General features: G+C 45.2%; 26 protein-coding genes. 2 read left to right on the forward strand and 24 right to left on the reverse strand.

The window, feature by feature from the left end; genetic code table 11:
* Positions 1 to 55: 55 nt before the first annotated feature.
* The 8 genes from MKZ24_RS20640 to MKZ24_RS20675 all read right to left on the reverse strand — a co-directional run bounded on the left by MKZ24_RS20640 (position 56) and on the right by MKZ24_RS20675 (position 6023).
* On the reverse strand, positions 56 to 289 hold the full coding sequence (locus tag MKZ24_RS20640; RefSeq protein ID WP_042236629.1) for a rhodanese-like domain-containing protein: 234 nt from the start codon (positions 287 to 289) through the stop codon (positions 56 to 58).
* A gap of 403 nt (positions 290 to 692) precedes the next feature.
* Entirely contained in the window at positions 693 to 1988 is a 1296-nt protein-coding gene (locus MKZ24_RS20645; protein WP_042234001.1) for an IS110 family transposase, read from the reverse strand.
* Positions 1989 to 2130: 142 nt separating this feature from the next.
* A complete protein-coding gene (locus MKZ24_RS20650) occupies positions 2131 to 2400 on the reverse strand; it encodes a metal-sensitive transcriptional regulator (protein ID WP_042242599.1) in 270 nt (89 codons plus the stop codon).
* 112 nt (positions 2401 to 2512) lie between these two features.
* Complete coding sequence (locus MKZ24_RS20655) at positions 2513 to 3298, reverse strand: sulfite exporter TauE/SafE family protein (protein WP_042236627.1); 786 nt, start codon at positions 3296 to 3298, stop codon at positions 2513 to 2515.
* A gap of 314 nt (positions 3299 to 3612) precedes the next feature.
* Complete coding sequence (locus MKZ24_RS20660; RefSeq protein WP_042236625.1) at positions 3613 to 3840, reverse strand: sulfurtransferase TusA family protein; 228 nt, start codon at positions 3838 to 3840, stop codon at positions 3613 to 3615.
* A gap of 17 nt (positions 3841 to 3857) precedes the next feature.
* Positions 3858 to 5006 (reverse strand): MBL fold metallo-hydrolase, encoded by a 1149-nt coding sequence (locus MKZ24_RS20665; protein WP_042236623.1) that lies wholly within the window; start codon positions 5004 to 5006, stop codon positions 3858 to 3860.
* Positions 5007 to 5025: 19 nt separating this feature from the next.
* Positions 5026 to 5421: a DsrE/DsrF/DrsH-like family protein gene (locus tag MKZ24_RS20670; protein ID WP_042236621.1), complete on the reverse strand. Its 396-nt coding sequence runs from the start codon at positions 5419 to 5421 to the stop codon at positions 5026 to 5028.
* Positions 5422 to 5456: 35 nt separating this feature from the next.
* On the reverse strand, positions 5457 to 6023 hold the full coding sequence (locus MKZ24_RS20675) for a sulfurtransferase TusA family protein (protein WP_340790196.1): 567 nt from the start codon (positions 6021 to 6023) through the stop codon (positions 5457 to 5459).
* 254 nt (positions 6024 to 6277) lie between these two features.
* Between MKZ24_RS20675 and MKZ24_RS20680 the strand changes: the two genes are divergently transcribed.
* Positions 6278 to 6487 carry a hypothetical protein gene (locus MKZ24_RS20680; protein ID WP_081956545.1) on the forward strand — a complete coding sequence of 70 codons (210 nt, stop codon included), beginning with the start codon at positions 6278 to 6280 and terminating at the stop codon, positions 6485 to 6487.
* A gap of 86 nt (positions 6488 to 6573) precedes the next feature.
* Here the strand turns inward: MKZ24_RS20680 and MKZ24_RS20685 are convergent, their stop codons facing one another.
* The 12 genes from MKZ24_RS20685 to MKZ24_RS20740 form a co-directional block, all read right to left on the reverse strand.
* Positions 6574 to 6792, reverse strand: a complete 219-nt coding sequence (locus MKZ24_RS20685; RefSeq protein ID WP_052416427.1) for an SHOCT domain-containing protein — start codon at positions 6790 to 6792, stop codon at positions 6574 to 6576.
* Between the two features lie 14 nt (positions 6793 to 6806).
* A complete protein-coding gene (locus MKZ24_RS20690) occupies positions 6807 to 8159 on the reverse strand; it encodes a sensor histidine kinase (RefSeq protein WP_340785947.1) in 1353 nt (450 codons plus the stop codon).
* On the reverse strand, positions 8152 to 8856 hold the full coding sequence (locus MKZ24_RS20695) for a response regulator transcription factor (protein ID WP_042236616.1): 705 nt from the start codon (positions 8854 to 8856) through the stop codon (positions 8152 to 8154). Before MKZ24_RS20695 ends, MKZ24_RS20690 begins: the two co-directional genes overlap by 8 nt.
* A 66-nt stretch (positions 8857 to 8922) precedes the next feature.
* A complete protein-coding gene (locus MKZ24_RS20700; protein ID WP_042236614.1) occupies positions 8923 to 9183 on the reverse strand; it encodes a hypothetical protein in 261 nt (86 codons plus the stop codon).
* 661 nt (positions 9184 to 9844) lie between these two features.
* The gene (locus MKZ24_RS20705; RefSeq protein ID WP_340785948.1) at positions 9845 to 12154 is read right to left on the reverse strand and encodes an ABC transporter permease; all 2310 of its coding nucleotides are present in this window, start codon (positions 12152 to 12154) and stop codon (positions 9845 to 9847) included.
* Positions 12148 to 12849 (reverse strand): ABC transporter ATP-binding protein, encoded by a 702-nt coding sequence (locus MKZ24_RS20710; RefSeq protein WP_340790197.1) that lies wholly within the window; start codon positions 12847 to 12849, stop codon positions 12148 to 12150. Before MKZ24_RS20710 ends, MKZ24_RS20705 begins: the two co-directional genes overlap by 7 nt.
* Positions 12850 to 12870: 21 nt before the next feature.
* Positions 12871 to 16752, reverse strand: coding sequence for an AMP-binding protein (locus MKZ24_RS20715; RefSeq protein WP_340785949.1), 3882 nt, complete (start codon positions 16750 to 16752; stop codon positions 12871 to 12873).
* Positions 16673 to 17119, reverse strand: a complete 447-nt coding sequence (locus tag MKZ24_RS20720) for a 4'-phosphopantetheinyl transferase family protein (protein ID WP_042236609.1) — start codon at positions 17117 to 17119, stop codon at positions 16673 to 16675. The genes MKZ24_RS20715 and MKZ24_RS20720 overlap by 80 nt, the downstream gene beginning before the upstream one ends.
* 458 nt (positions 17120 to 17577) lie before the next feature.
* Positions 17578 to 17880 (reverse strand): MazG-like family protein, encoded by a 303-nt coding sequence (locus MKZ24_RS20725; RefSeq protein WP_197072934.1) that lies wholly within the window; start codon positions 17878 to 17880, stop codon positions 17578 to 17580.
* Positions 17881 to 17986: 106 nt separating this feature from the next.
* Complete coding sequence (locus MKZ24_RS20730; protein ID WP_231637899.1) at positions 17987 to 18166, reverse strand: aldehyde dehydrogenase family protein; 180 nt, start codon at positions 18164 to 18166, stop codon at positions 17987 to 17989.
* Positions 18100 to 18243: a MerR family DNA-binding transcriptional regulator gene (locus MKZ24_RS20735; protein ID WP_081956543.1), complete on the reverse strand. Its 144-nt coding sequence runs from the start codon at positions 18241 to 18243 to the stop codon at positions 18100 to 18102. Before MKZ24_RS20735 ends, MKZ24_RS20730 begins: the two co-directional genes overlap by 67 nt.
* 17 nt (positions 18244 to 18260) lie before the next feature.
* Entirely contained in the window at positions 18261 to 18512 is a 252-nt protein-coding gene (locus MKZ24_RS20740; RefSeq protein WP_042236606.1) for a hypothetical protein, read from the reverse strand.
* 196 nt (positions 18513 to 18708) lie between these two features.
* Here MKZ24_RS20740 and MKZ24_RS20745 point away from each other — a divergent pair, with 196 nt between their 5' ends.
* A complete protein-coding gene (locus tag MKZ24_RS20745; protein WP_042236604.1) occupies positions 18709 to 19926 on the forward strand; it encodes an NAD(P)/FAD-dependent oxidoreductase in 1218 nt (405 codons plus the stop codon).
* A gap of 252 nt (positions 19927 to 20178) precedes the next feature.
* On the opposite strand, the gene MKZ24_RS20750 is transcribed toward MKZ24_RS20745, so the two are convergent.
* The 4 genes from MKZ24_RS20750 to MKZ24_RS20765 form a co-directional block, all read right to left on the reverse strand.
* Positions 20179 to 22056: a beta-L-arabinofuranosidase domain-containing protein gene (locus tag MKZ24_RS20750; RefSeq protein WP_042236602.1), complete on the reverse strand. Its 1878-nt coding sequence runs from the start codon at positions 22054 to 22056 to the stop codon at positions 20179 to 20181.
* A 319-nt stretch (positions 22057 to 22375) separates the two neighbouring features.
* Entirely contained in the window at positions 22376 to 23623 is a 1248-nt protein-coding gene (locus tag MKZ24_RS20755; protein ID WP_042236600.1) for an MFS transporter, read from the reverse strand.
* A gap of 241 nt (positions 23624 to 23864) precedes the next feature.
* Positions 23865 to 24860, reverse strand: coding sequence for an alpha/beta hydrolase (locus MKZ24_RS20760; protein ID WP_042236598.1), 996 nt, complete (start codon positions 24858 to 24860; stop codon positions 23865 to 23867).
* 608 nt (positions 24861 to 25468) lie between these two features.
* The gene (locus MKZ24_RS20765; protein ID WP_442950521.1) at positions 25469 to 26272 is read right to left on the reverse strand and encodes a phosphoenolpyruvate hydrolase family protein; all 804 of its coding nucleotides are present in this window, start codon (positions 26270 to 26272) and stop codon (positions 25469 to 25471) included.
* Positions 26273 to 26294: the final 22 nt, after the last annotated feature.

Consider the following 26294-nt stretch of genomic DNA (forward strand, 5'->3'; position numbering starts at 1 on the left):
AGCGTTGCAGCTACTGGTTATTGCCCCGGCTACTGCATAACCGACTTGTAAGGCGTTAATTACGAACCAATTCATCCGTCCAGGCCTTAAGCCCACCGGTCATGTTCACAACATTAAATCCTTTTTCAGTCAGCAGTTCGCAAGCCAGACCGCTCCGGCTTCCGCTTCGACAGATGACAATGGTTTCTTGTGCGGGTTCGCGAACATCGAGCATATTAAGAGACTCCCCTTTCTTGAGCTGTGCTGCTACCTTTTGGGGTGCGATTTCTTTTGAAATTTTGAAAGCCATGTTAATCTCTCCCACTATAAATTAATATTTTCTCTTGTTTGCTCACTCGTTCTTAGGTTTTCAGCCATGGACAGGTTGAGAGTTGGAGAAGTCATGTAAGGATGACATTATTTTCTTGCAGAGCCGGTGGCGGGAATAGAGGTTGGGGGGATTGTCCCCAGCCCATGGATCGTTCCTGTGATCGCACTTTGGATATCCACACCTGTCTCTTGACGGCTTACCCTCCCATGTCACGCGGGGTCTTTGCCCTTACATTCCTTCGTTCTGCCTCTCAAGAGGTGGACGCCGTTTCTTGCTCCTTTACAGGGTCGTTGCCCTTATGGAATTAGTTCCTGCGGCTGCTCCGTGCTTCTTTTGTCTTTGGTGAAACCTACTTCAATGAGCAAAATGAGTTTGGTTTTTCTTAGGCTGCCATCTGTAGCTGGGCCTGACGGACCGGCCCTAACACGCTGTTTGCATCGTATGGAATGTGCTTCGTCCCGAGCGTATGAAGCACGCGAATAAGTTTCCCGCACAACGCCACAAGGGATTGCTTTTTCTTCAGTGGATTCTGACTTCGTGTCGTAAAATACTGGTGCAGTGCCTTGAATTCGGCGTTCTTTGCTACCATGGGCATGACCGCCCGGAACAGCAGGGCCCTCAGCTTTGCACGTCCACGTTTGGTAATACTGGACTTGCCCTTTTTCTTTCCCGAACTATTCTCTTTGAGATTCAGTCCGGCCAGCCGAATAATCTGCTGTCCATGCTCGTAACCACTCAGATCGCCCACTTCCGCCAGGAATCCCGCTAACGTCACTACAGCCACACCGGGCACGGTAAGCATCTCTTTCGTGCCTGGAATTTGCCCTAGTAGACGTTCTACTTCGGACAGAATCTCTTCAAGCTGTCTGGCGAACATGTCATACTGCTCCAGAAGTGTTTTAATCTCGATCTTTGCTGCAGGAAGACCTTCGGTCAGACCGATAGAGCCTCTCGCCGTTTCGACCAGCAATTGGGCTCGCTTCGTTCCCACCGCTCGTTTCACGTCTTTCTTCCACCGCTGAGCGATGGCTTCTGCACCGAGTCCTACGATCTCACCCGGCGTCGGAAACTCGTCTAGAGTAATAAGCGAGGCTTTTCCTTCCCAGTCTTTAAACACCTCAGTGTATTCCGGGAAAAAGCGATCCTGCCAGTTCTGCACCCGCCTTTGCACCTGCCCGAGGTTCACCATGATCTTCTCCCGAAGATTCATGAGAATTCGCAGATCTGCGTAGATACGCGTTGGCAATTTAGGTTCGCTGTATTTCCCATTCCGCACTAAATCGGCAATGACTTTAGCGTCTTTATAGTCGTTTTTCGTGGGTGAGTTATCTTCCAGTTCTTTGCTTTTGTGTACATGATGCGGATTGACAATGACCAAAGGAATGCCGTGCTGTCCCAAATACTCGGCCAGGTTAAACCAATAGTGTCCGGTAGGCTCAATGCCAAAGAGGACGTCGCTCTTGGCATGCTCCCGCTGAAGCTCCTTCATCCACTGAACCAGTTGCTCCAGTCCGGTACGGGTATTTGAGAACACACAATCCTTTCCGAGTTCAATCCCCCGGTAGTCGATAGCGCGAGCCACATGGGTTTCTTTCGCAATGTCTGCGCCTACGACAAGGGTCTTGTCGGAAATTCGTGTAATCCGTTGATTCTGCTTCTTCGATTGTTTATACTTCATGTTGAGTGCCTCCTGTGCTGGAATTGTTCTTTGGCGGAACGTTTCCCAGTATACAGTTGGCGCTTTTTTCATTCAAACCTCAAATTAATTCATTACAGGAATGGCTCCTTTATTTTTTTATTCTTAAAGTTAGAGTTATCCGTTAATGACTTTTTACTAGAAGTGCGATGGCTTCCTTGACTAGTTTCTCGGTATTTTGGTTACCCTCAGCTTGTTCAGCTAAAATACATTGATGCAGATTCTCTGCGACGATTTGGGCAATGGCTTTATCGGATGCATTGCGTACGGCAGACAATTGAGCCACAACTTCTTTGCACGACTGCCCTTCTTCCATCATTCGCAGCACACCTCGAACTTGCCCCTCGATTCTGCGTAAGCGTGTTTTCATTTCATCCGAATAATTGTAATCCATCATTAATCCTCACCTTTCTTCTTATTTCATTTTACTTAATACTCATACCCCTATGGGTATTATAACATGAATAATCGTTAGTACAAATCTTTTTATGATTTATAAGGCATGATTATAGAATGGAAGACCATACCTTTACTGCCGTGAGGGCAATTAAGACGACTAATCCATACCGCAACACATTAACATTCATTTTGGAGCTAATCCTGGATCCAAGCGGTGCTCCGAGTAGACTCCCGATTATGGTATAGATTGTAGGTTCCAGAGGAATACCCCCTGCCGAGATTTTACCGATTAAACCACCGATTGCTGATATAAAGACGATAGCAAGCGAGGTGGCAATGGTTGTACGAGTGGGGATTTTGAGAATAGTAAGCATAATAGGAATAAGAATAAATGCACCGCCTGCTCCTACGATTCCTGAAACGATACCTACCAATATAGCGGCGCTTATTGCAATGAGTTTATTGAATGTTAAATGTTCCGACTGTTCTTCGCTTCCTTTTCTCGGGATAAGCATGAGTATAAACGCTAAAACTGCAAGGATTCCGTAGATCAAGTTGATCACATCTCCATTTAGCAGCCCCGAGATATATCCTCCAGCCAGGCTGCCCACAAGAATGCTGCTCCCCATATATGCTACTAGACCCTTATGAACAACCCCCCCATTGTTTTTTTTTCGGCGAAAAGCAATAACTCCTGCAAGCGAAGCGAAAAAAACTTGGAACATGCTTATCGACGACACTTCATGGGCGGAGAAATGAGCTACCCCAAGCAAGGAGGGAACATATAAGAGCAGCGGATAATTAATAATTGCTCCACCAATCCCAAGCAATCCCGAAAAGAAAGAACCGACCAGACCGAGCAATACCATTACGATAAAAAGCAGTATGTCCATCGGATTTCACCCCCCTGTATATGGTAAAGAAGAAAAAATAAAATTGTATACGAATCAGAAATAGGCGGGTATAATATTACCAAGTAAAATTATGCGAAATGAGTGATTAAGTATGTTTAGTGTGTTGAAATCTCTTTTTGAAGATAAGTGTCCAGTATGCAACGATAGATTGAATGCCCATAGTAATGCTGCCTGCTGTACCAAAATATGTCCCAAAGGTCATTATAAGGAGGAGAGCTATGGCTCTCTTGGTGTAAGATTTGTCTATGACGGCTTGAAATAAGCGAACACGCTCGTGCGTGTTCGCTTATTTTCTAAATCTTCTTTACAAAGAACTTATAGATACCATTTTCTTCTTCATATTTAATAAGCTCGTGTTTGGTTTGTTTGACCCATGCCTGAAAGTCATTGATAGAACCTTTGTCCGTTGATTGTACTTCCATGATTTGACTAGTTGTAAGACTGTCCAAAGCTTTTTTTGCTTTTACGATCGGCATTGGACAAGCTAATCCTTTTGTATCGACCACAAGATCTACTTGCATGTTATTAAATCCTCCTTTTATTTATCGTGAACGGCACAGCGGTTTGGACCAATTTCCATCTCTTGCTGCTCTTCTTCACTTGGTGTCATTTTACCCATGTTCGTTTGACGGATTTCTTGGTAGGCATTCGGTTGAGGTGGAAGGTTTTCCGTTACAGTGCTCCGGAATGCCTCTTCATCTTGAATATTCAGACCTGGATTCTTACCAAAGAGTTCCGACAATTTCGCCATTACTTTTCCTCCATGCCCAAGTTCGGATACTTTTCCGAAATGTGCAGGAAGAACGATTAAGTCCTGCGATAGTTCTCTGTAACGCTTATAGAGCGTTTCACGAAGGTCGCCGACCCAGTCTTCAGCTTTGCCGGCCAAATCAGGACGTCCGATCGATTCGATGAACAAGATGTCACCGGTCAACAGGAATTTTTCGTCTACGATAAATGAGGTGCTGCCGATGGTGTGACCCGGTGAATAGACCGGCTCAATCCGAATCATTGTATTTCCAACAATAATATCGTGTCCTTCTTCCAATTTCTCATACGAAAAAGTCACTTCTTCAGCATCCTTGGGTGGCAACCAATAGGTGCCTCCGGTCTGTTCCGCCAATTTCCGGCCGCCTGAGATATGATCGGCATGAAGGTGGGTATCTAAGGTATGCTTGATCGTCGCACCTTGGCTTTTCGCAAATTCTTCGAAGACTTCTGTCATCCGGAGTGTATCCACTACGGCCGCTTCACCGCTTGAAACAATCATATAAGACAAGCATCCTTTACCAATTCGAACAAATTGGTAGAGCGCCCCCCCACCCTTCAAATCACTGATCTTGACAGGCTCCAGATGCTCACTCCATGATTTCATTCCGCCTTCAAGATAGTGCACATTACCTCTTCCCGCCTGGACAATCTGCTCAGCCACGAATTTAGATGAACCCTCCTTGGCACATACGACAAGGATCTTTTTACCATTTGGAATTTGATCAAGTGCAGGATCCACACCGTCCAGCAGTTCGAAATATGGGATATTGATGACATCAATCATTTCCCCTTCAATTTTCCAGTCATTAAAATCGCTCTCATTACGAACGTCCAGAATAAACAGTTCTTCCTTGGCCAGAACCAATCTTGTAAGTTCCCTGGCTGTCATTACACTTAATGCTTGTGTAGCTTCCATGTATCGGTTCCTCCTTTGATTAAAATGTTAATGAGACATTGGCATCCTTCGCGAAATCCAGGAATGTCACTGCGCCTCCGACTTCGATTCCTTCGATAAAATCTTCTTTCTGTAAATTCATTACATCCATAGTCATCTGGCAGGCAATGATTTTGACGCCCATCTCCTGTGCCATTTCAACCAGTTCAGGAATGGATGGGACGTTGGCATTTTTAAATCCTTCGGCAAAATGTTCCCGTCCCGCCGGCAATGGCAGCTGGTGATGAGCCTGTTTGTGAATCAAATTCAAACCCTCGAAGGTGAAGAAGATTGCTACTTCGGCATCGGTTGCCGCAGAAGCTGTTGCAATATTGAACACTTTATAGGCATCGAACAAACCACCGTTACTTGCGATAATAGCTACTTTTGTACTCATTAAGTTAAAACCTCCATTTAATGTTTAGTATTGTTTTAGTTTTTTTCTGTTGGTCCTGTCCATTCGGACATGCCAGATTCAACATTGTATACATTACTGAAGTCGTTCGCAGCTAGCAGTTGACATGCCAGATCACTACGTGCTCCAGTCCGGCAAATAACATAGATACTATCTTCTCGTCTGAGTTCATTCAAACGATTCTCCAGTTCACCGAGAGGAATGGAAAATGCGCCTGGAACTCGATCAAATGCATATTCAGCAGGTTCACGAACATCGAGAACTATCACTTTCTCACCACTCACCAGTTTTTTCTCAAGCTCTTCATTAGAGATAACTTGCATATATTTTTTTTGCTCCTTAATCTCATCAGGGCTGGCTTTGCGAAGATAGTGCTTGAGCACGTTATCCTCTTCAATGGTTCCCAAATATTGATGTCCGGTATTCTTTGCCCATCCCTTAATATCGGCGAGAGAACCCTTATCGGTGGCTTGAACTTCGATGACCTGACCCGCTTCAAGCTGGTCCATCGCTTTCTTGGTTTTCACGATCGGCATCGGGCATGCCAATCCTTTACAATCCAGTGATTGATCTGCTTTAATCATTGGCAATTTCAGAACCTCCTTGGAGTAATTGATCTGGATGATATTATTTAATACGTATACCCGTATGGGTATTTTCATGAACAAATCATAATTGTGTTGAACCCGTTTGTCAATAGTGTTAGTGATATAACGTTTTGATGAATCGAGGTAATTTCTCAGTCAATGGACAAACAATTTGAAAGCTATGCTCAGGCAGCTGAATTATTAAAGGCTCTAGCCCATCCGGTTAGATTATGTTTAGGGGGAGAATACATATGAATAAAAAAGTATTGATCGTAGGTGGAGTAACAGGAGGCGCTTCAGCGGCAGCTCGTTTGCGCAGATTGGATGAAGAAGCACATATTGTGATGTTTGAACGGGACCCATATTTGTCCCGCAACAGTCTTGTTCAGTTGAGACGAAGCTTGCTGACGGTACTATCGAGGCTTACCTCCGCAAAGGAAATATCAATGATGCGAGCATAAGTAAGTCCTAGCAGGCGACTTAAAAAGAATTATTCACAAAGAAAGAATCTGCTACTTCTGTGGCAGATTCTTTCTTTGTGATCCTCTCAATCCCGCAAAATGCTCTTCATCCGGTAATATTCTTCCTCCGTGATTTCACCTCTTGCAAAGCGTTCATCCAAGATTCTTCCTGGAGTATTGTCAATAAATCGTGAGTTCCCATCTCCCCTAACCCATTTTAACACCAAATAGATTACACCTACGATCAGCAAGAAATTGACGACTAATCCAAATATTCCGAATCCAGAGCCATAACCCATCATCATTTTCTCTCATCCTTTCATCGAATTAATGGAAGACGAACACGAACGGTAGTTCCTTTTTCTATCTCACTTTCAACATGAATAGAACCGGCATGAGCATCAACTATGGCTTTAACAACCGCAAGTCCTATTCCGGCTCCGCCAGTTTTCCGGTTCCTTGATTTCTCTCCGCGGTAAAAACGTTCAAAGATATAGGGGAGTTCATCTTTAGATATTCCCATTCCGGTATCGGAAACGATAACGACGCCTTCTGCTTTCTCTTTTAACACTTCAATATGAACACTTCCAGAACTCGTGTATTTGAAAGCATTGCTTATCAGATTCACAAAAACCTGAAGGAGGCGCGAACGGTCCCCACTGATCCAAACGTCACTTTTATTTATCAGGTCATATGAAAGTCTTTCGTGCCCAAACTGGCTGGATACCGAATTTAAAGACTCACCAACGATTTCGTTAAGTGAGACGATCTCCGTCATAAGCTGAACCATTGGATTCTCTACAGCAGCCAGATTTTCCAAATCACTGATGAGCCTGACAAGTCGCAGGACTTGATCATGGCACACTTGTAGTTTATCCGGCGTCGGTTCCCAAATGCCATCCTGAAAGGCTTCCAAATGGCTTTGAATTGTAGTTAAGGGTGTTCGCAGCTCATGTGCCACATCAGCGGTCAGTGATTTCCTTAATTGTTCTTGCTTCTCCAATCCATCAGCCAAATGATTGAGTGTACGTCCCACGTCATCAATTTCTGTATTCTGATTTAACATTTCAACCCGGGAGCTGAGATCCCCCTCCCTCATTTTCGAAGCGATATCTTTAATCTCTAGGAGAGGTTGGCTAATGCTTTTGGCCATATACCGGCTGAACAAATACGTCCCGACAATTACGAGTATCATTGCGGCCCATAATAAGGTATAAAACATTCTCAGAAATTGCTGATTCAGACTTTGCGACGTTTCTTTCACTGGTAGAAATTCCAATGTTCCTACCTGCTGATTTCCTTTTACGATTTTTTTTATAATGGTATCTTGCGCAAACTGGGAATTCACTTGTATCTGCCTGCCCATTTGACTAGTATCCCAAATTAAGCGACGGTCTTGATCATAAACACGAACCATATAATCACTAATCATCGCTTGGTGCGAAATGGTCATCCAAACGTTTGTATTCCAGTCGCCGGTAGACACATTATAAGCGTCTTCTAAATCGTCCAGTAAACTTTGTATTTCTGTCTGCTGCTGGTTCTTCTGATATTGGTTAAACGAGATATTCATTACCAAGTTCACAAGTAAGACAATAGATAGAAGCGCAGCAAGGGCCACACCGACATGGGAAATAAGAAGCTTTCTGCTCAATCCGCCTCTATTAGACATCTTGACTCACCAAGAATTTATACCCCACTCCAAATACAGTGCCAATAAAAACAGGGTGTTTAGGATCATCGCCAATTTTTTGTCTAATATTCTTAATATGAACATCGATGGTCCGCTCGAATCCTTCATAGGTATCACCCTGAGTAAGGTTAACAAGTTCAAGGCGTGAGAACACTCTCTTCGGATGCTTCGCTAAAATTTCAAGTAGCTTGAACTCCATAAGGGTAAAAGATACTGGCTCCTCGTGAATTCTCACCTCATAACGTTCCAAATCCATAGTTAAATCGCCTTGGGCATAAGACAGCAGTGACATATTCCCCAATTGAGGCTGAATGGTTCTTCTTAATAGACTAATCACCCGAGCGAGCAGCTCTCTTGGGCTGAATGGTTTAGTAATATAATCATCGGCTCCAATCATGAGCCCATTCACCATATCATCCTCACTGCTTTTTGCAGTCAGCATGAGGATCGGGACGTTCGATGATTTGCGTACCATTCTGCATACTTCCTCTCCAGTCATGTCTGGAAGCATCAAATCCAGCACGATCAGATCGGGCTTTAAGGTTTCAAAAAGATGAATCGCGCCTCTTCCTGTATCAGCTTCGTACACAATATATTTATTCTTTTCCAAATAAGCCTTAATAACCTGCAAAATATTTTCTTCATCATCCACCACTAAAATTTTCACGAACTTCATCACCTACTTTGTTGTTAAAATGAGACAGACCTCATATCAATGAGGTCTTATCTTATCATGATCGGATTAGAAGTTCATCATACCCCTGCTATATTGAGAATTTTGCATCATTCCTGACATTCCCGTCCCGCTTGAAGTACTGCAATTTTCATGCATTTTCTTGATTTGTTCCTCTGACAGGTTGGGGTGCATTTCTTTTGCGAAAGGCAGCATTTTCTCAAAAAAGCCGCTGTCGTTATAATCATTGTTTGCTGCTGCGTAAGCGCCAGCGGTTCCAATCCCCATAACAAGTACCAATGCCGATAATCCAATCCAAAGTTTTTTCATTTGTATCTCCTCCTTATAGTTACACTATATACTGTAGTTATGAAGAACCAATTTGCAGCTTATGAAGAAGTTATGAAGATGATCTCTCGATAGCTAAGCCAGTCAATCATGTTTTTCTAACTACACAGTGAAATATTCCTCGCGCTACCTTGCTACAATCAGAGCTACTGCTTAATGACCACAAATTCAACAGAAAACCCGCGCTGGGCGCGGGTTCAAATAGGACTATGTTCTTGTCCACCGACATGACAATACCTTTCGTTCGGTTCCTCATAAACAAAGCTAAAGTCCACCAACTCGTCCATGCGTTGCAGCAAGTTATCTTTTGGAATGAGTATATTGTACAGCTCGATATACGGGCTCAAGATAAAGCTTTGCTGCTCAGGAAGCATGAAGACCACCAGCCTTTGAATGTGATCCTTTCAGTATATCGAAAAAAGAGACATCCTTTGTGTAGAATGTCTCTTAAAGATCTTAATGGACTTTTTCAGTGGCCTCCTTTATATTCGGGTTCTCTGCGAAACACATATCCTTCAAATTACTCGTTCCTAATACCGTTAGGTTTATTCCAAGTGTCTAATTAACGTGGAAAATAGCACAGGAGAAAAAAAGGCTGTTATCCTAACCTCTTCTTCAGTTGAAGAGTTCGCCGCTCCCCCTGCTATTCCACACTTTTTAACGCCCCTACCATATGAATCTTTTGAACTCGGGAGAGTACAATCATATTAACAGCAACCGCAATGACTACAGTAAACAGGATGGATAGAAAAATACTGTTATTCAGAATGACCGCACTGAAATCCAGTTCATCCCCCATACCCGCTTTTGCAAAAATCATCCGATGAAGTTCAAATCCCGCTGGAATGCCAATTACAATGCCGATAAGTGAAAAGATAATATTCTCCATCACCACAAAACCCCTTAATTCCTTCGGGTGAAAGCCAAGCACCAGCAATGTGGCCAAATCACGCTCGCGTTCCGCAAAATTAAGCATTCCCAGATTATATAAAACGATAAAGGCCAATACTGCCGCCGCAGCGATCATCATGACAGACAACGATAATGTGCTGTTCATACTGGTCATAAAATCCCTCGATTGATCGTCCGTTGCTACAGTTCTGGATACGATTCCTTCCGGTAATGGGGCAGAACCCGATCCGCTTAATATCGCTGTCGGTCTAAATGATAACCCTTTGGCTTGCCACGCCTCCCGGCTCACATAAACGCCTTGACCGATATTAACCTTCGCAATATCTGCCACTTCAAAATAGACGGATTGTTCAGGAGCGATCCGCACATGAATCTTGTCACCGACCTTGAGATGATAAATGTCCGCGGTTTTTTGTGTAATTAACGCACCGTCAGCTGTCAGGTCCAGCCTGCGCGCAGTTGAATCAAAGAAATGGATGAATTGAGAATGATCCTCCAGAACATGGATCGTTCCCATCTTCTTCTTACTGTCCGAGGACAAGACAAGCACTGTTTCAAGAATAGGCTCTGTCTGTTTCTGCTCCTGGAGTGATTGCAGGACTTCCTCTGAGATCCCGTCTTTAAGATAATGCTTAGTTTCATACAGATAGGTTTTTCCATATACAGAAGCAGCAACATTTTTGATCGTATCCCTCATGCCCAATGCGGTTAACAGAAGCGCCGTACAGCCTAAAACCCCTATGATGGTCATGAACAAGCGGATCTTATTGCGGAACATTTGTCTTAGAATCAACCTATACGAAGCGCTTAACCCGCCCCACCATGATTTGAACCGTTCCACAGCAATATGGCTTCCATTCTGGGCCAGCTTGGGTCTCAATAGGGCCGCGGGCTGCTCTTTCTCTGTTTGTAAACAGACGTACAAGGTAGCCAGCACTGTACTGCTAACCGCCAGCACAATAATCGCAACCACTTTCGGCCAATAGAGAATGATATGCGCGTCTGGAAGGACAAACAGCTCCTCAAAGAAATCCCAGACCCTACCAGGAATCACCTTCCATCCGATAATTATTCCAAGGACTGAGCCTATGATACTAATCCATATTCCGTATGAAATATAATGGACAACAATTTGTGTTCTTGTATAACCCATCGCTTTCAGCAACCCGATTTGCTGTCTTTGATTGTTCATCAGACGGATCATCGTGGTGAAGGTCATTAATATGACTACGGCGAAGAATACAAATGGAAAAAGATTTCCGATGGATTGGTATTGGGCAACCTTTTGCTTGATGGACATATCATTTCTGGTTTCAAGTCTGGTCACACTGCCAACTAGCTTGTTATCGAGCATGCCGCTAATCTCATTCTTCAACTGTTCATCGTCGGTGCCGCTCGCTGTAGTAATGAGCAGTTCATTGTACAGCTGGGATTGCCCGGTAATCTGCACGGTGTCCTGTGGCCTTACGGCAATAAATCCATATTGCTTATGGTCGGGAATAACGGCTGTCGCGTCAGAGGTCGTATAGATATACGCGGCACTTGTGCAGAGACCGGCAATTCGGAAGCTTGCTTCCCGGTCTTGCAGCTGCAGGGTAATGGGATCTCCTACGGCAATATGATTAGCCTCGGCAAAACTGAAGTCCAGCAGCGCCTCACCTTCCTGCAACGCACCTGCACCTTCTTGAACTGTGAACGTGCTGATCTCACCTGATTCCATTCCGTTCAGCTCCAGCTTGGCCTCAGGGAGATTGGCAACATTCACCTGAAGGTTCAGCCTTCTTTCGGCATTCTCTACGCCATCTATTAGCCGAACCTTATGAGCATCTTCTTCACTAATGATACTGGAAAATATTTGTATATCCGAAAGGTTATTATCTGCTGAAATTGTTGCCGTGTATTCTTCCAAACTTCTCCATGTACTGTCAAGTCCAATAAATACTGCGACGCCGAGTGTTAACATAATAATGATGGACAGGAATTGAATCTTAGCGCCCTGAACATCCCGAATCAGCTTCTTATTTAAACTGGATTTCACCATACCAGTTCCTCCAGGCCAAGCGGCCGGGACTCAGTAACTGTCTCTTTTATTGCTCCATTATGCATATGAATCGTTTTTTGCGCCGCTTTGGCAATTTCAGCATTATGGGTCACAATAATTAGCGTCTGTCCCAGTTGAGTAGACACCTCCCATAATACCTGCATGACTTGCTTGCCTGTCACGGAATCAAGCGCTCCGGTAGGCTCATCGCACAGAATTAATTTCGGATTTTTGGCCAGTGCTCTGGCGATGGCTACCCGCTGTTGTTCACCTCCGGAGAGCTGGCTCGGAAAATTGTTCATGCGGTGACCAAGGCCAACCTTGGTCAGAACTTCTCTGGGGTCCAGCGGATTTAGGCATACCTGGGAAGCTAAAGACACATTTTCAAGAGCGGTTAAATTCGGCACCAAATTATAAAACTGAAAGACAAAACCAACCTGATTCCGTCTGTAATCAGTTAACTCGCGACGGTTGTATGAAGAAATACTTGTGCCGTCTATGATGATATTACCGCCTGAGCAGAGATCCATGCCGCCGAGCAGATTAAGAATCGTTGTTTTCCCTGCCCCGCTCGGTCCTAATATCACTGTAAACTCTTGTCTGTGAATAGATAAATTCACATCGTCTACCGCTTTGACTATGACCTCACCCGATTGATACGTCTTGGATACATGTTGAAATTGAATATATGGAATGATAATCACCCTCTACATTTATTAAGATACACTTGCGGGGGCGGGTACCAGCATTCTATTGATCACCGCCGCAAGCTCCTCCACATGGTCAGCATCGAAAATTGTCGTGTGATCCCCATCAACATGCTCTTCCTTCCAAATGCCCGTACTGTGATTGGACCAATCCTGATAACTCGCTACCGCCTCATCCAAAGCGCCCACATATAGCATGGGAATAGTTATCTGCTGTTCATTGCTGTAACGAAATCTGGCATCCTCAAAGCTTCTGAATAGATTTATATAATAAATCAATTCTCTTGGCTTGTTGCTGCCAAAGAAAGGAATCAACCGGGCTAATTCCGGCGGGACGATTGAGATCAGCCGAGGCATAAGCTCAGGGCGTTCCTCCAGCAGTGAAATGACCTTATTCCATAGCTCAGATGTACTCCCAATACCTTCTGGAAGCCTCAAGCCCATAGACCGTTCCACAAAAAGCTGTTCCGCTTCAAGTGAGAAATGAAAGGTGTCCACTTCCTCGTTAACAGGCGGCATTGAGTTAATTAAGAGCAGATTCCGAATGTCTGTGTTTCTCTTAGCCATTTCGAACGCGATAGCTCCTCCTATGCACCATCCACCCAAATAATCGACAGAGCCCAAGGAATGTATCACTTCATCATATTGCTGTGCCAATTCATCCAGACGGACCATTCTTGGAGCAACATCCTGGTAATTTTTCTCGAATTTTATTGCATACACGTTGTAATCCGGATTCAATCTCAGCGAGAGCTGGTTGTATATCGCCACCTCGCCGCTTCCCGCATGAATCAGCACCACATTCTTGTCTGTTCTGCCTTTAGTCAACGGCACCAGCTGCCTGTGAAGCAGCCGTTCTGGTTGACCCATCGTCCCCCTGCGTTCACCTAGCATTTTTGCCATCTCGCTTAATGAGAAATGATTGAGTAAATCTTCCACAGAAAGCTTTACTTGATAGATGCGCTGAATTTCATGAAGCAGTTCCGGCAACTTGATGGAATCCCCTCCAGCGTCAAAAAAATTCTCATATACATGATTCAGTTCCTCAGCCTCCGGACCGATAATACTTCTCCATAACTCCAGCAAATGTTGTTCACCCGAATGGAGCGGTATGTCCTGAATATTCCCGAACCAGTTCTCAAGCTGTTTCGTGTCAACCTTGCCGTTTACATTTAAAGGGATACTCTCGACCTTAATAAAGGTGGTTGGAATCATATAATCCGGCAACAGCCGATGCAGCCTATCCCGCATTGCAGTAGCAGTCAATGCTTCACCACCATGAGTGGTATATACAGCGATCAGCGAACTTTTGTTTTTATTCGTTTTGACAAATACTTTGGATTGATGCACTTCGCTCAGCTGATTAACGGCATTCGCGATTTCAATCAAATCGATCCGGTACCCGTTAATCTTCAATTCAAATTGTATTCGGCCAACGATTTCAATGTAATCATCACCGGACATAAACCCTTTGTCGCCAGTTCTATAAAGCCTGCCTAGGCTTGGATGCATGAAGAAGGCCTCTTCGGTCTTCTCCGGATCCAAATAACCGTTCGCCAACCCTTCACCGCCGATACAGATCTCACCATAGGTGAAGTCATCTGCTAACCGGTTTTGCTTATCCAGAACGTATATGCTTTGATTTGCCAAAGGATATCCATAAGGGATTTTCGGTTTGTCGATACCAGTCGTAAGCGGATAATAGATGGACCAGATCGATGCTTCTGTCGCTCCCCCCAAACTAAGAATCTGTAAATCCTTTCGTTTAAAGGCACCCTGTATATCTTTGACAATCTGCACCGGAATGAAATCTCCGCTCATCAATATACAACGCATCTGATGAACCCTGCTGTCCAGCGTTTGAATGAGCATCTGCACAAGCCCCGGCGTTGAGTTCCATAGCGTTACCTCGGGCATGTAAACTCTATGTTCCTTAAACTCATGAATTCCCTTGCACAAAATGGTTTTGCAGCCTGTCATTAGTGGGGATAAAATATCAAATACAGATAAATCAAAAGAGAGCTCGGAAATATTAAATATCACATCTGCTGCCTCAACCTCTAAGCGTTCATGCAAATCATAGATGGTATTAAGCGCTGCCTTTTCATTGATGCTTATTCCTTTTGGCTTGCCTGTCGTTCCCGAGGTGAAAATTACATAGAGTTCGTCTTCGGCAACTTCTTCGGTAACTGCTGCCGGAACATAGATGACTTCACCGTCCCTTATCTGCAGCTCATTATGGATAGAGCTCGTTATATAGTTAATCCTCTCTTCTGGAAGTTCCGGATTTACAAAGCAGAATGAATCTCCGGATTTGATTACTGCCAGCATTTCAGCCATGGCAGGAACCCCTTTTGACGTAAGAATAGCAACACGGATCTTGGATAGCCGTTGTGCAGCTTTAAGCTTCATTATCCTGTTGACTATGATCTCACTGTTCCTATCCAGCTCTTCAAACGTCAGCGTCCGGTGCAGATCGGCAAAGGCTGCACGGTAAGGCTGACGCTTCAAGGTCTCTTCAAAGGCTTCCACAATCCGCCTGTGCTTCAGTGGCCTTATTGCTTTTTGGTTAAACTGCCTATACCTTTTTTCTGTTTTTTCATCCCGCTGTTGCTCCAAAGCTACGAGCACGCCATCTTCCTCACTCTGTAATGCGCGCAGAGAATGAATAAAACCTGTGAACATCGCAGCGATAAGTGAAGGCTCGAAAATTCGACTTAAATAATCCCAACTGACATTCAATTCACCATTGATCAGCTTTAGCTGGCAATCCAGATACACCTGAGGCGTCTCCGATATCCAGTAATGAAGCTTGAATAAGGAATCAAAGTTCGGAAAGTCGAAGAGCATAGAGGTAAACACATACGGCATTTGGCTGGAACGATTGCTTTTCTTGGCTAACTCTCTTAAGACCTCAACGCCTTCAAACGACGAATATCTGAAGGATTCATTGATAGTCCGCTGTAATTTTTGCACATTAGCCTGCAGGGAAACTTTGGGGTCTATGTTGGTTTTGATCAGGCTGGTGCTGGTGAAATCACCAATGACGCTTAAATATTGTTCTTTACGGGGTCTTTTGAAAGTGGTCATATTCAGGGTGAATTCCTTGTTCGCTGACCATCGCTGCAGTACAGAGGCGTAGAGTGCCAGAAAAACCGTGTTCAGAGACAACCCCAGCTTACCTGCAATGGCGTTCATACATAAATATTCATTCTCGGAGAAGCTGTATTCCAGCCTTTGGAAGTCGCTTTCCAGAAGCTGTTCGGAGTTCAGATGAAGCTCAGGTGCTTCCGGGAGCACATTCATTTCCCTTAACCAGTATTCTTTGCCTTTGTTGTATCTAACAGAGGCCTTCTCCTCATGATAGCTCTGATTGATGAAGATCAAACGATCCGACATATCCTCCAGACTGTAGTTAGAGTCCTCATACAAGCACCTCCACTGGTCAAACAGCTGAAACACACTGAGCCCGTCCGCTATTAACAGATCAAGACTAAAGAAGAGATAATATTGGTTCAACCCTGACTCCATACATTTAATGGTGAAAAACGGGAAGCTCGCGGAGCTGTAAAGTTTGTGAGATAATTCACTTCTATTCTGTTCAATAAATCGTTTCTTATATTCCTGGCTGCAGCCGGCTGCGTGCTCAACAGGAATATCATAGTGAAAGGGGGGATTGATCTGAAAAGACTGCAGGTCGAGAACCGAAGCTCTAAGCATCGGCTGGTTAATGATCAGTTCATTAAAAGCTTCGTTTAGTCGGCGCATGTCTCCGGTAAACTCCAATTCAAGATAGATATGAGTGCCCGTCTTACCGCGAAAGGTCTCGTTTCTGCCTAATAAATAAGCTTTCTGAACCTCGGTCATCATAATGTTCATGTTCCGCAACATCCTCTTTTAAATTAATTTTTGAGAAACATTCTTGGATCATTTCCACCGAAACAGCTATCGCCAGCTCATCCGTAAGCCACGATTGAATCGTTAAAGTATGATAGTCCCGGTGCTCAGCCATAAATAACAAATCATCAAACGGATGAATATGTATTTGTGTAAAGTCTATGTCTACTCCTCTAAGCAAATATTTCGCATAGGCCTCCTTCATTGTCCAGATCTGCAGCAAATCCATTCCATGATCCAGCAGACTCCCAAAGTAATGGGCGCCTGATATTTCTGATTTAGTTCTCATGATCGATTTCATTTCCGACCTTAGCGGACGATGTTTGAAATTGATAATTTTAAGCTCAAGCTGTATATTCACCCCTCCTAAATTCACATGTTCATATGAATACTTGAACATATGTATACTCACAACATCATATTAGCTCCATATTTTTCCTATGTCAATACTTTACACTTATTATTTATCCTTCCACATCTGAGGATAATTCCTCTCCCCATATGTACAGGCCTTGAATTCAGATAAGAATCTTAATTGTTGATATTCACCATTTAAACAACGAAAATCCTTTCCTTTTCATCCCGAAGGATAAGGGGAAGGTTTACGCATCCTCTATCTGTTGAAAGCGCTATAAATCCTCCTGAAATCTAAAGCTTCTCCAATAGTTTTCTCCCCAGGCTTCTTGAATAATAACCTTCATAGATATCAAATTTAACAGGTTGAGAAGATAGTTAGCCATTTTATCCCTAACTAAAAGGCCCGCGAAAGATCGCGGGCCTTAAGCAATACTTCATGAATGCACTCCTTCTGGCTTGAGATTATTCCTTCACTTTTACAAGCACTCCATCTCTATTCTCATAGATCCTTTTTTCATTTTTTTCGATCTTTTTCATAATCTCTTCTTCCAAGTTAATCCCCAGAATCTCAGAGAGTCCAATTAGGTAAATGGCAACGTCCGCCAATTCTTCACCGAGGTCGTCTTTCTTTTTTCGGTAAGCTTCGCAGGCTTCAGATAGTTCCCCTTGGATCAGACAAAATTCTTGATAAATATCTGTAACATTAAACCCCTTCTCGATCTTATTCTGATACACTATTTTTTGAAGTTGTACTAAATCAATCATTGAATTCTCTCCTATTCCGTAGTTTATTGATTCAACCCCATATGCTTGCGTAAATGCACTAGCGGCGACATGGGCTAGATTCGCTGGTCATCGGTGATATTCTCAGTTATTGTATCGTATCGTGACCCAAAATGGTTTTGGGTTCTACATACTCTTGCAGGCCATATACGCCGAATTCCCTGCCAATCCCGGATTGCTTGAATCCACCGAATTTCATTCTCAATCCAAATCCTCTTGTTCGAATATCCTGTTGCCATGCTCGTCCCGCGTGATATGCGGCAGCAATCCTTCGTTCTCATAATAACGGATCGTATGCGCTGGACACCCGAGCCTATCCGATGCTTCTGTAATGGAGAATGACATGATTTCACTCCTCTAGGTCAAAATCGTTGCTGACATTGTACTACTCCGTCTTGACTTTTATCAAGCAAAGTTTCCTGTGTAGAGCTGCGAACAAATCGGGGATTGCGTATAATATCGTCCACATAATTATGGAGCGGCAGCATGACTGCTTGGTTCATAAGCAATTGCTCCGCTTTGGCATACAACTCAACCTGCTTCGCGGTGTCGAAGGTCTGCTCTGCCTGCTTCACGTACTGGTCGTACGCCAGCAATTCCTTGGCCTTGCTCAAATTCGCCTGATTGTAGGCGGCATAACGTTCCGGTCCACGGTCAATGCCAGCCCCTAACGGACATTGAGGTTGGTGAGCGGCTTCTACTTGTTTAACAAGATCGTCAATCAGTTCAAGGGTACCTCAGGACGTGAATCAGACAGCAGTAATGTGACCATACTAAGCGTCGAAATATGAATAAGGGAGAGCGACTGATATGGATCTGCAGAGTGGTAAATTGTACTGGCCCACAACGCTGGTTAATCCTCCTTCTTACCCTAAGCTGGAAGAGGATATCGCTTGTGATGTGCTGATTATTGGTGCGGGCAGCTCGGGCGCCCAATGTGCAAGTATCCTTAGCGAGCAGGGGATGAGCGTCGTTGTTGTGGACAAAAGAAAAGCTGGGGAAGGCAGCACCAGCGCCAATACAGCTTTGATTCAATACGCCGGAGAGAAAAGCTTTGTATCGCTGAGTCATTCCTTTGGCGAAGAAGCCGCTGCGCGTCATCTTAAACTATGTGAGCAGTCGATTAATGACATAGAGCAAGTAAGCCGGCAGTTACCCATTGATCCGGATTTCATCAGACGGGACAGCCTGTATTATGCAAGCTATAAGGAAGATGTCTCTGCTTTGGCCGAAGAACATGCACTCCTGCAGAAGCACGGGTTCAAAGTGGATCTATTGGATGCGCAGCATATATCCGGCCTGTATCCTTTTCAGAAGGAAGCGGCGCTGTACTACTATGAGGATGCTGAGATGAACCCGCTCAAATTTGTATATGGGCTTCTTGAGAAGGCCAGGTCTCAGGGAGGAATGATCTATGAGGATACGGAAATAACAGGAAGACGTTTCGAACAGGATTATGCCTTGTTTTATACCAAAGAACACCGCGAGATCCGGGCCAGACATGTTATTATTGCAGCCGGTTATGAAGACAGCGACTTCAAAACTGAAAAAAATGCTACACTGGCTAGTTCCTATGCTGTCATTACCAAGCCGGTCGCCGATCTTTCAAGCTGGCCTAAAAGAACATTAATATGGGAGACCGCACGCCCATATGTATATATGCGAACTACCCCGGATAACCGGATCATTATTGGAGGAATGGATAAAGATACTACTTTCGCCGAGACAAGGGATTCTAGAATCCCGGCAAGCAGAGACAAACTTCTTGAAGCCTTTAACGCGCTCTTCCCGGATATACCGGCTCAGCCGGAATACTATTTCGGAGCTTTTTACGGAGGAACACATGATGGTCTGCCTGTCATCGGCCGGTATGATGGCTATCCTCATTGTTATATCCTTATGGCTTATGGGGATAACGGAACGGTATATAACGGTGTTCTGGCCAAAATTGTGTCGGACATGATACTAAAGGGGGCCAGCCCGGATCTGGACCTCTACCTGCAGAGCAGACCCCTGGTTCACCGATAACTTATCAGTTGTCCAGCCGGTTGACGAAGGCATATACAAAGAAATCGCTCCTTTGGAAATGGTTTGGTGGTGCCTCCATTTTACCAAAGTGAGCGATTTCTATTTAGTTTAATTCCCTTTATATCGAAAAAAGCTTGGCGTCGTTGCTTACACTTTTGTACTCGTAAATGTACGAGTATAACAGGCTCTTTTTGCTTGACCGTCAGCGATACCCCCTGGCGGAGGTGCCAAATTTATTATTACGCTGAATCTTTAAGAAATAGGCGTATTAACTTTTTTTACCGTAAAGTACACCTGATACGGTTCATAACCTATATCCCGGATTCTTCTCAGCTGAATTCCCGGGTCCTGGTTAGCAGTCTTGAAGAAATAACGCCAGCTGCCCCACTCCCGTTCATTCTCCATGATGATTTCAGAGGACACATCCTCTGACGGTGTGAACAGAATCCGTTCGTTCTCGCAGATTCCGGCCAGCACTTCAGGACCAAACCGGAAGGCTCCGGTCTGTTCATCGTCCGGCAGAGGAATGAAGCGGATGCCGACCGGCAGAATGATGCTGATCCGGTCGCCGTCCTTCCAATTCCGCATGATACTATAGAAGGCATTGTGATCCGCAGATTTCCCGTGAAGCTGATCGTTCACATAGATAACGGCTTCCGACATGATCCAGTCAGGTATGCGTAAATGGATGGCAAATGCTTGGGCAGAGGCGGTATGGACTACGAAATCATATTTTTTATAATCAGGCAGGTTCTCGTGAAGTGCAGTAATCTCATTCAATTCCTGTTGTCCTGCGGTGTTCGAGGAGTCCAGCATGCTTCCGCTCATGTAATCCTGCGATTGCTGAATCCGGACGCTCTCTCCGCCCAGCACCGTGGTCAGCTCAGAACGGAAATACTGGCATACATAGACATCGTTCTGATCCTGATAATAAATCCCTCTGTTCAATGCTGCATTGGCTTGTACCATCGTTCCGTGACAGCAGAAGAAGCTATCGGTCTCCGAACTCCAATCCTTCCGCAGGCCTGCCTTCATCGGCAGGAAATAAGTGAGTAGTCCTGATCCGGGATTATTATGCTTATTGCCGGTCAGATGATATTCCTGGTAATAGGCTTGAGCCATAATTCCGTTATACATATTGTATTCGATATACTGCGCATAGGCCGGATGGGAAGTATGCCGGAACAGAAACTCAGCCAGACGAATCATGTTATACACTGTGCAGTGTTCCTGATTCTTATCCCCGAGGCGGGCCTTGATCTTCATCTTAGGCATCCACACTTCACCTGCCGTATTCCCGCCAGTTGCCAGCGTTCCCCGCTCTGAGACCGCACATTTCCAGTAGGCCGTGACAATGTCCATCCATCTCTGCTCGCCGGTAACCTCGTAAGCTCTGGCACAGCCGAGTACCTCAGGAATGGTAGTGTTGGCATGCATGTTGGTCAACGGGTCCTTGTTCTCCAGTAACGGGCGGAACAGTCTGCTGCGGTAATAACGCTCCAGCAAGGTCTTGTATTTATCATTTCCTGTAATATGAAGCAGGTCCGCCCAGGCTTCAAGCATTCCGCCTGTCTCCATGTCGAGAATATCATCGAATTTCTCTCTGGTGAAGGTACTGCTCCACTCCAAGAACCAGTCCGCGAAGCGATCGGCTATCTCAAGCGCCTTCTGACTGCCGGTGAACTGGTACATATCCACAAGTCCCATGAATAATTTATGGATATTATACTGCGGAGCCCATATCGCTTTGCCTTGAGCAACCCAATGTAAATATTTCTCCGGAATAGGCGCTGCCCATTGTCCACCGTTGTCCTTCTGGCATTCGGCCAGCTCGTCCAGGATGAGATCCGCTTTGAGTTTGAGTTCAAGATCACCGGTCTCATGAAACCGCATAGCTGCGGCAGACAGCCAATGTCCAAGGAAATGCCCCCGGATCTGACAGACGGGCGTCTCCCATCCACCATGTGCATCCTCTGGAATATCTCTGCCATCATATCTGCCTGCTTCGACTTTATAGTTAAACAGGAGATTATCATTCGTCAGTTTCATTAAATACCGCCGGTTTGCTTCTTCCCTGCGTTTCAGATCATTATCATGAAGAACGACGTTCTTGCCCTTAAGTTCTCTCACTGCTGCAGCCCCTTAATATACTGACATTGATTTTACAATGAAAGTATATAGCAGCGCTTCCATCAATCCAATGATTAATCCTAATATAAAGTTGATCCATACTGAGTAATAAACTGAAAGCCGGTGTTAAATAATTGCTGAATTCCCTTTCTTCAACTAATGGCCTTAGTTAGCCCCATTAAAAAAAGGAACAGTTCTTCTAGTCACTGAAGTGACTTGAAGAACTGTTCCTTTCAGGTAAAACCAGCCAGTCGGGCAACACGTAATATAGAAATAAGTGTACGACTGACGCCAGGCTGATCCAATTACCATGATGAGGCTATGCTTCTTGTGCAGCAGGAGCAAGATCCGGCGCTTTTTGATTCATGATCGGCAGCATCACCAGTGCGCCGAGGAGAAATAATACACCTGCTCCGCTAAAGATCGTGCTGAGTGAAAAGGAATTCTTAAGCGCACCCGCGAAGGACATGGACACAACCATCATCCCGACAAACATCGGATTCAGCACTCCGTTGACCCGGCCGACAATGGAGGTATGTGACCACTTCAGAATCATTGTACTGATTCCGATATGGATGCAAGGGAAAACAAGCCCATTTAGAAACTGGATGGTCAGCGTGAGCGGAATACTTGTCGAGAACCCGACAATCGTGGTACAAATGGCGCCTGTCAGCATGCCTATCGCCAAGAGAAGCTGAGGCGGAACCTTTTTGGCGAAGACGGCTACTATGCCTCCCCCGATCAGCATGGCGGCTCCATTCACCATCAGCATGTACTGGAGGAACTCCTCATTTCGGCCCAGCCGCTCTGTTACGATAAACAGATTGAGCGCTTGGGCTACTCCAACCGAAAGTCCAGCCAGAATAAACGCGAGTCCGAGCATCCGCAGTACCTGGCTCTGCCAGACATACCGGAAGCCCTCGATGAAGTCTTTGCGGAATTGGCCTTTGGCCGCGACTGTCCCGGCTGCCATTTGGTCCTCAGGCAGACGAACAAGGACGAGTGCAGACAGCAGAAAGACCACGCCCATTACAGCGATCGAGGTCTCAAGACCGAATGTGCTGTACACGAAAGTGCCCAGCATCGGCCCAAGCACCATGAAGATGGCCATCAGCGATTGGAAGAGCGCCATGCCCTGCTGCAGCTGTTCTTCCGGCACATGATACTTGAACAACCGCATGCTGGAAGGCTGGGAGAACTGGGACAGAATGGCCGAGATGAAAGCGACCAGGTAGACGGATTCCCAAGAACCGAAGTGAATGCTCATCAGAACGGCGAACACCGATACTGCAGACAGTGAATCACACCAGATCATGGTCCGCTTCGGCCGCCAGCGGTCGGCAAAGGTACCTCCGATGAATGAAAACACAAAAATTGGCGCGAATTCAGCTACGCTGATCAGGGAAATAGCGTAGGGATCATTGTTGGTTCTGTCCGCAACATAGAGAAGAATAGCAAAATTACGCACCCAGATGCCAATCTGCAGCAGCACGCTTGATAAAAGAATCGTCTGCAGGAACCGGTTATGGAGCAGGCTTGGCGGTTTTGCGCTTGTTTCATGTCTCATCAATCTAATTAACCCCCTATTGATCCATAAAGTACACTCATGCTCATTCCAGGCAGGGTTCTCCTTTCCCTTCCTAATTATACGGACTAGACCCGGATCCATAAAGAGTTTCGCAAAGAAATAGGAATGCTAAATTTTCTATAGGAGTAGAATCCTACAGCTTATTCAATGGTTACTCGCAGGCAAAAAACTGCAGCACCAGATCGGCACTGCAGTTTCATCAGGAGTCATCCTATTCGGCTTACTTCAATTGAATTTGCTTCATGTACTCCTTGAATTCCTCGGAGATTTCTTTGTATTTCGTATGATGCAGGTAATGTGAGCCATCCATCGGAATCATTTTGCCCTGTGCCGATAGTTTGACTTGCTCCTCATGCAGCGGAATCCACTGTTCATGGTCCTTGTTATTGGATTGAACAAAGAGCAATATCGGCAAGTCACTAGGGTAGGTGAGCTGTTCACCATTTTTGAAATTAGAACCGAGGTGACTGAGCTCATTCATCAGTGTTGGATTATTCGCAACCTGGTTGGAAATCAAGCGCATCTGTTCTTTGGTATGCTCATCGTAATCAAGGGATTTATACAAATCTCCGCCGAATTGTTTGAGCAACCGCATCAGACCTGAATCTTGCGCGAACTGCATGGCTTTCAAAGGTAATTTAACATCCATGCCCGGCTGATTGGGAACACTGCTGTCGATACCGACAAAAGCCTGAACTTCATCCGGATAGGCTTTTACATACGACACCCCGTACAGCCCCGTGATGGAGTGTCCCATCAGAATGTAACGCTTAAGACCCAATTGCTGCACAGCCTCATGAATTTCACTGATAATGTTCTCGGTAGTTCTTTCTTTATCCGTCTCATCGCTGAGGCCATAGCCGAAAGGCTCGATCGCCACTATTTTGTAATCGGGGGCCAATTCATCAATCACCAGCTTGAAATCAAGCACAGGCGACGGGGTGCCTTGCCCCGGAAGGAGAACGATCGTCTGCTCACCGCTGCCTTGAATCAGCACATTCATATTTTTTCCGTCTACATTGACGAACTGGCCGTACGATTCGATTTTCTTCTTCTCGGACCCGTTAATGATCGCATTCGCAACAAATGTAATGCCCAAGAACAGCACGAGCGCCCCGATAAAACCTCCAATTATTTTTAGCCATAATTTCCGTTTCTTACGGCTCTTGATCCCGCTTTTTGGTGTTGGCGTTGCTACTGTGTCTGCCACGTTCATCTTCTCCTGTCCTTGTATCTGTATAGCCGCATTGACGACATACCTGAAGTATAGTCAAGCAACATGTCCTCTTCATGACGGCAATATGAACGGAGTATGAACTGAAGATGATAAGGTTGATATTGAACGGGAAGAGTACATTCGGCCGGAGGAAGAAACTGCGTGTATAGGGTAAGGTAAATATAGGAGCATCGGCTCCGGGTTTGAGTCAAAAAAAGGGCCTGTCCTGAGTCATGAAATGACTTTTTGGGGACAGCCCCCTGTTTTTCATGTGTGTGGATCTACCCTTTGGGTATGCCGGATGATATAGAGAGCAGAAATAATTGGATTTTCTACACTTGCTGATGAGCGAATGACCCCTGCTTAATCAAGAGGTGGAAAAACAGCACTTAAATCATTCCGTTTCACCCAAAGTAGTGGAAGTCATCAATATTAGTTGCTGTTTTTCCACTTGCTTCCTTGAATCGCCAAGAAAGTGATGAATTAAGATACGTTTGTCTACTTGCTTGTTGCAGGACTTTCCGTCCGGCAGTTGAAGGCGATCTATAAACGGTATTTACCGCCGCGCTACGAGACAGCCTCTCTTCTGCAACGACTGGTATCCGTAGTTATTGCCGAATTGACTTGAAGGACTCGGTCTGCTGGGTAATGCCCTTCTCTGCCGCAAAGCGCTCAATGCTCGACGCGCCGAAGAACCCATCGATGCCCTTCGTTCTCTGAATGACATAAGCGGCATCCTCCGGCTCTGCAATCGGTCCGCCGTGGCAAATAATCATGATGTCCGGATTCACCGCCCGGCCTGCTTTAATAATAGCCTCAATTCGTTCTACACAGTCGTCCAGGGTCAATGCTGTTTTGGCACCGATCGTGCCTTTGGTCGTCAAGCCCATATGGGCAACCAGAATGTCAGCTCCCGCCTCCGCCATAGCTTTGGCCTGTACAGGATCGAAGACATACGGGGTAGTCAGTAAATCCAGCTCATGGGCAATACGGATCATTTCAACTTCCAGGTCGTACCCCATACCGGTTTCTTCCAGATTTTGTCTAAATACCCCATCAATCAAGCCTACTGTAGGGAAGTTCTGAACACCGCTGAAGCCCTGCTCCTTCAATTGCTTCAGATATACCTCCATGACCCTGAACGGATCGGTGCCGCATACCCCTGCCAGAACAGGTGTATGCTTGACAACGGGCAGCACCTCAGCGCCCATATCAACAACGATCTGATTGGCATCTCCATAGGACAGCAAACCTGCGAGTGAACCGCGGCCTGCCATTCTGTAACGGCCGGAATTATATATAATCAGCATATCCGCTCCGCCTGCTTCACTGCTCTTGGCCGTAATCCCTGTGCCGGCCCCGACACCGAGGAGAATCTTGCCCAACTCCACCTCTTTCTTGAATTTTGCCATAATTTCTGTTCTGCTTAGCTTG

It is taken from the genome of Paenibacillus sp. FSL R7-0297, from assembly GCF_038009025.1.
Classification (GTDB): Bacteria; Bacillota; Bacilli; order Paenibacillales; family Paenibacillaceae; genus Paenibacillus_AQ.